The 6,282-nt window shown below is 61.2% G+C and carries 4 protein-coding genes; all 4 read right to left on the bottom strand.

Annotation, left to right across the window (positions count from 1 at the left end; genetic code table 11):
- Positions 1-166: 166 nt before the first annotated feature.
- Genes D8U82_RS19700 through D8U82_RS19685 form a run of 4 tightly spaced genes read right to left on the bottom strand, consistent with a single transcriptional unit; the run spans position 167 to position 5,741 of the window.
- Positions 167-1,138: an XdhC family protein gene (locus D8U82_RS19700; protein ID WP_130902800.1), complete on the bottom strand. Its 972-nt coding sequence runs from the start codon at positions 1,136-1,138 to the stop codon at positions 167-169.
- Position 1,139: 1 nt separating this feature from the next.
- Entirely contained in the window at positions 1,140-2,375 is a 1,236-nt protein-coding gene (locus D8U82_RS19695) for a cytochrome c (protein ID WP_130902799.1), read from the bottom strand.
- Between the two features lie 2 nt (positions 2,376-2,377).
- Positions 2,378-2,917 carry a (2Fe-2S)-binding protein gene (locus D8U82_RS19690; RefSeq protein WP_130902798.1) on the bottom strand — a complete coding sequence of 180 codons (540 nt, stop codon included), beginning with the start codon at positions 2,915-2,917 and terminating at the stop codon, positions 2,378-2,380.
- A complete protein-coding gene (locus D8U82_RS19685) occupies positions 2,910-5,741 on the bottom strand; it encodes a xanthine dehydrogenase family protein molybdopterin-binding subunit (protein WP_130902797.1) in 2,832 nt (943 codons plus the stop codon). The genes D8U82_RS19690 and D8U82_RS19685 overlap by 8 nt, the downstream gene beginning before the upstream one ends.
- Positions 5,742-6,282: the final 541 nt, after the last annotated feature.

The following is a 6,282-nucleotide window of genomic DNA, read 5'->3' as shown; positions in this document are numbered from 1 at the left end:
GCCTGGTATTACGGGCTGCGCGATAAGTACGGCCTATAAACACCATTGTGGCGAGGGGATTTATCCCCGTTGGGGTGCGAAGCGCCCCCTCTTGAGCAGGAGGGACTGCTGCGCAGTCCAACGGGGATAAATCCCCTCGCCACAGTAGATTCAGCAAGGCTTAGGATCAGAGCTGATCCCGAGCGATCCCGCTACGAATCCGCAGGATATCCGCCAGCACCGCCAGCGCAATTTCCGCCGGTGTCTTGCTGCCGAGGTTGAGGCCGATCGGCGCATGAACCCGCGCCAGCTCTGCCTCACTCAAGCCACCAATGCGGCGTAAGCGCTCGAAGCGTTTCTGCGACGTCTGCTGCGATCCCATCACACCGATGTAAAACGCTTCGGTGCGCACCGCTTCCATCATCGCCAGATCGTCGATGCGCGGATCATGGGTCAGCGCCACCACTGCCGTGTCGCGATGGCAGCCTCCGTCGGCAATGAACACCGAAGGCAACTGCCGACGGATTTCCACGCCATTGAGCACCACACCTTCAAGCGCTTCATCACGCGGATCGCAGAGAATCACTTCGAAGCCAAGCCCTACCGCGAACTCGGCACAGGCCTGCGCCACACTGGAGTAGCCAGCGAGCAACAAGCGCTGTGCTGCACCGACACGAATGCGCACCCGATCGATCTCACGCTCGATCCGCGCGCCCTGCTCGCGATCAGCAAACAGATTGCGCGCACCGCTGGCCAGATCAACTTCGCGAAGCAGACGACGCTGACCCAGCAGCGCCGATTCCAGTTCACGCAGGTGCGCCTGCACCGCGCAGTCGGCGTCAAGTTTCTCAACCAGCACATCAAGAATGCCGCCGCAAGGCAGACTGACCCGCGAGCGCGGATCATCGCCTTCGCCGTAACGCACGACGCTTACCGCTTCGAGAAACGCACCTTCGGCGACGCGCTCAAGGAAATCCTCCTCGACGCAACCGCCCGATAGCGAACCGATCCACTGCCCGCCTTCGTTCACCGCGAGCAGCGAACCCGGCGCGCGCGGTGCCGAGCCGTAAGTGGTCAGCACCGTGCACAGCCAGATTCGCTGCCCGGCCACCGACCATTCCAGCGCCCGACGCACCACTTGCAGATCGAGATGCTGCATATCAGTGGGCCCTGTGCTCGATGCTCGGTGCGTCGGATTGCAGCTTCTGCACTTCGCTCACCGCCAGTTCAGCACCATGCCCGCCCCAACCCTGACGCAGGTAGTTGAGCAGATCAGTCAATTGCTCAGGACTGAGCTTTTCAGCAAAACCCGGCATCGGCTGCATGTGCTCGAACCCGGAGAATTTCTGTTCGCCGATGCCGTCCTCGATCACTCGCAACAGATTGCGCGGATCTTCCAGGCGCAACGTGGTGTTGCCACGCATGGCCACTGCGATGTGCGGCTTGCCTTCACCGCCAGCCGCGTGACAACCGGCGCAGACGTTCAGGTATTCCTGACGGCCGCGCTGGGCACTCGCGCTGAGCTTGTCCAGCGGTACTGCGACGAGCTCTTTGGCTGGTGGCGGTTGCTCGCCGAGAAGGAATGTCGCCATTGCTGCCAGATCAGCATCGCTCAGACCTTGAGTGCTGTTGTGAAACACCGGGAACATCTCGTTGAACATCGTCCCTTGCGCGCTCATGCCGTGCTTGAGAAACGTGCTCAGATCCTGCTGATTCCAGCCGCGCGCGGCCAGGTCGGTGGCCAGCAGGCTCGGCGCCAGATAACCATTGAGGATGCCGCCGGTCATGCGCTTGTCCATTTGCATCGCGCCGGGCAGGCCGCGTGGCGTATGGCATTCGCCGCAGTGACCGAGAACGTCGACCATGTACTGGCCGCGCTTCCACGCTTCACTTTTGCCCTCGACCGGTTCCAGCTTGACGTCTTTGCCGTAGAGCATGTTCCAGCCGGTCAGGCCCAGACGCACATTGAACGGAAAGCTCAGGCTGGTCACCGGCGCGGCGCGTTCGATCGGCTCGATGGTTTTCAGATACGCGTGAATCGCATCGGAGTCGGCGCGCGGCATCAGGTGATACGAGGTGTACGGCATCGCCGGATACAGATTCGCACCGTCGCGCCGCTTGCCTTCGGTCAGCGCAGCGAAGAACTCGTCATCGTTGTACAGACCGATGCCGTGCTCTTTGCTCGGGGTGATGTTGGTGCCGTAGATCGTGCCGAATGGCGAGACGATCGGCAGGCCGCCGGCATACGGCGCGCCACCCGGTGCGGTGTGGCAGGCCATGCAGTCGGCGGCGCGGGCGAGGTATTCGCCGCGCTTGATCTGATCGTCGGCGTGGGCCGCCAAAAGCGGCGCAGCCAGTCCGACCGCGAAAGCCAGGCGGGTCAGTAAACGCTTCATGCTCAACCCTCCTTGACCAGACCAAGATCGGTCAGCACGTTGCGCGTGGCGTTGTAATAACGCACGTACCCGGTGCAGCGGCAGACGTGATGGCCGAGGCTGTCCTCGATAACCTGTTCCAGCTGACTTTTGACGATCGGCTGGCGCTGCAGCTTCTCGACCAACACGGTCGCTGCGTTGACGAAGCCTGGCGCGCAGTAGCTGCACTGGAAAGCGAACTCGTCGACAAAGCGCTGCTGGATCGGATTGATCTCGGTGACCTGGCCCTGCTCGTCGCGAGTGGCGTGGCCTTCGATGGTGCGAACTTTCTTGCCCTCGAAGTAATGCGCACCGGTGATGCAGGTGCGCACTTCCTCGCTGGTGCCGTCGGGGTTATCGACGATCACCACACAGGCGTGGCAGATCCCCTGACCGCAGCCCAGCCGCGAGCCGGTGAGGTTTTTGTATTCGTGCAGGTAGTCGATCATCGGCAGGTCATCAGGGATGTCCACCGGGCCGACGGATTGACCATTGAGGGTCAGTTGAAGCGGACGGTTAGCCATTGAGGGCCTCCTTGATGCGCGCAGCGGTGATAGGCAAGTCACGAACACGTTTACCGATGGCGTGCGCCACGGCGTTACCGATGGCACCGACAATCGGGATCATCACCACTTCGGCGATGCCCTTGGACGGATCGCTCGGCGACAGCGGCGGCAGGATCTCCGCGGTCTGCTTCCACACCGCAACGTGACGCGCCATCGGCAGGCGGTAACGGTTGAAGTTCCAGTCACCCTCCCCCGGCCCGCCTTCGTACAACGGCATCTCTTCCATCAGCGCATGACCAATACCCATGGCGATGCCACCTTCAAGTTGGCCCTTGACCAACTCTTCAACCAGTACCCGACCACACTCGATCCACGAATGGTGGTTGAGCACTTGGACTTCCGCCGAGCCTTTATTGACCTTCAACTCGACCAACGTGGCGACCGGGCTGTAATAGGTCACGGCAGCGTTGTTCAACTGCACTACCGGGTAGTTGACGTTCTGCCGATCAAGCAAGTGGAAGCCGGCGCTGTTCATCTGCGATTTCTTCGCTTGTGGCGCGCCATCGCCGTATTTCACCGCCAGACCGTCGAGCGGCAGGCGCTCGCGCACGCCGTCGATGCTGTACTCGGCCTCGGCCCAGCTCCAACGGTTGAAACCGTGCACCGTAGCGCCCGTCACCAGCCCGCGTTCGTGGGCGCGCTTGGCCAGCTCTTCGAAACTCAGCGGCTGCATGCCGTTGGCGGTCAGCTTGCCGTCGACCCAATGCGCATCTTCGCGGCGCACCACGTAAGGGTTGGCCTGGCCGCCGTACGGACCCTGACGCCAGATCTCCAGCGCCGCCGGCCACAAGCCGTGGTTGAACAGCACGCGTGCCGCTTCACGGGTCGCGTGGCTGAAGTAATAGGCGGAGTTGGTCGCCGAAGACGCCGACGCCAGCTTGCCGACCCAGCGCGGGTTGCGCAGCAGATTGTCCTGCTCGGCCTGACTCATGATGTAAGGGTTGCCGCTGGTGATCAGCTGCATTTCCTGCCATTCGGTTTCACCGGTCTTCACCTCGTGCGCCGGGCTGCCGAGGAAATCGGCGACGACCAAGGCTTGCGAGGTGGACATGCCGGTGCCGATTTCGATGCCGATGTGGCGCAGAGTGATGCGCCCGTCAGCGGTGAATTCGATGCTGGCCATCGGCGCTTCGGAGCCGGTGCCGAAGTCTTTCTGGCAGATGGCGAAACCGACGCCGTACCAGTTATCCGGGTCTGCAGCTTCGCGTTGCCGCTTGATCGTGTCGCGGTTTTTCCAGACTTCGTGCACCGAGGCCTTGTCGAGAATTTCATGCAGGCGCAGTGCGCCGGCCGGGATTGCGCCCTGGGTGTTTTTCATGCCGGAACGCAGGGCATTCCTGCGGCGCAAGTCGATAGCGTCGACACCCAGACGATTGGCGATTTCGTCGACCATCATTTCGGTCGCCGCCATGCTTTGCAGGGTGCCGTAACCGCGCATCGAGCCCGCCTCGACCGCGCGCGAGTGATACGCGGTGACTTGCAGGTCGTTCTGCGGCATGTAATAGATCGACTGCGCAGCCGTGGCGCCAACCGCCGCCACCGATGGGCTGTAGTTGACCCGACCGCCGCCGTCGACGCTCATTTCCGCGCGGAAAATCTTGAAGGTGTAGTCGTTCTTGTCCACGGCCAACTGGTAGCGGATGTCGAACGGGTGACGCTTGATGCCGCTCTGGAATTGCTCATAGCGGTCGTTGGCCAGACGCACCGGCACACCGGCGCCGTACAGCGCGGCCAGGGCTGCGTAGTAGACGAAAATGTTGTGGTCTTTGGAGCCATAGCCGACGGTGTAGCCCGGGTGCATGTTCAGGTTGGCCAGGCCGAAACGCGACGGCCCGATCATCTTCGCGGTCTCGGTCGCGACTTCCAGCGGGCACTGCGTCGCCACGACGAAATGCAGGGTTTTGGTTTTCGGGTCGTACCAGCCGTTGCCGTTGTCCGGCTCAAGGGCGGCCGGTTCGATCGACGGCGTCTTGTAGCGCTCATCGAACACCAGCCAGTTGTCTGGCGGCGTGTCGATCTCCTGCTTCATGCGGTCGGCGTAGAACAGACCGCGCTCGGTGAGGTTGCCATGCAGGTTCGGCGATGCATTCCACACTGGACGGCGGTTCTTCAGCATCGGGAAAAGAATCGAATCCTTGAGGCTGGCGAACTCGTCTTCATCCGCCGAGGTCGCGCCACCGACGCGCACATAGCGGAAGCTGCCGTAGGGATCGCCTTCGTAGAACGGCACCTTGGCGCCGTAACGAATCGCTTTGTCATTGAATTTGAGTTGATTCTTGGCCTGACGGAAACGCTCGAAGCCGTTCCAGATCAGAATCGCTACCGGGTGACCGATGAACATCGGCACTTTGCCTTCCGGCAGCAATGGATCAGGCGCGTGCTCTTCGGGGAAGACGATACCGTCCTTGTCCAGATCGGCAGCGGTAACGATGCGGTCCGGCTGCAGATCAGCGCCGAGCCACGACAGGTCGTAGCCTGCGTAGATGCGGTCGGCCTTGATGGTTTTCAGCAGCATGGCGTGGCCTTGTTGCTCAGGCCAGCCAGGCATGTCCTTGGCGCGGATGTCGCGGGCAAACACCTTGCTGCCGCAGACCTTGGACAAGGCATCGTTACGTTGCCGCGCCTTGCCGTTATTGCCGAGCCATTTCTCGGACGGCACGGTGACGCTGTTTTCCATCAAGGCAGCCAGCGCCTGACTGCTGAGCGGCGTAAGCGTAACGCTCACACCCGCCACCAGCCCGCCCTGGAGGAACGAGCGCCGGGATATTTCACGGTTGGACATGGATCATCCTCTGGGCGGTTATAGGTCCGCCCTTGTGGTTATCTACTGGGGATCTCGAGTCGTGCAGAAGCTCTTTCTGGCGAAGCAAAGAGCTGTGTTGACAGTGCAAAGCTGACCGAAAGGTTAACTTTAAAGGTTTCTGCGCCCACAGCAAACAACCAGTTACAAAAACCTGACTAAATAATCAAAAAAATCAATGCGACGTGGCACCGCATCCGATCCGCCGAGATGGCAGAGCGTGCCTATGGGGGAGTGAGCCTCCTCGCGAAAGCGTTTTTCAGGCAATACAGATTTTGAATGTGCCGACGCTTTCGCGAGCAGGCTCGCTCCCACAGGAATTTGCATTAGCTTCAGGAGCGAGGAATAGGAATAACCAAATTTCAGACACAAAAAACCCCGGTCTTTCGACCAGGGTCTTTGCTATCGATCCGATTCAGCCGATGGCTGGTTTCGGCGCTTCAAGGCGTTCAGTGGTCCTTGAAACAGATATGGCGCAGCGGACGGGACTCGAACCCGCGACCCCCGGCGTGACAGGCCGGTA

The sequence above is a fragment of the Pseudomonas sp. Sample_23 genome (assembly GCF_004307595.1).
Lineage (GTDB): Bacteria > Pseudomonadota > Gammaproteobacteria > Pseudomonadales > Pseudomonadaceae > Aquipseudomonas > Aquipseudomonas atacamensis.
The sequence above is the reverse complement of the archived record's forward strand: the minus strand, read 5'-3'. Positions and strand labels throughout refer to the sequence as shown.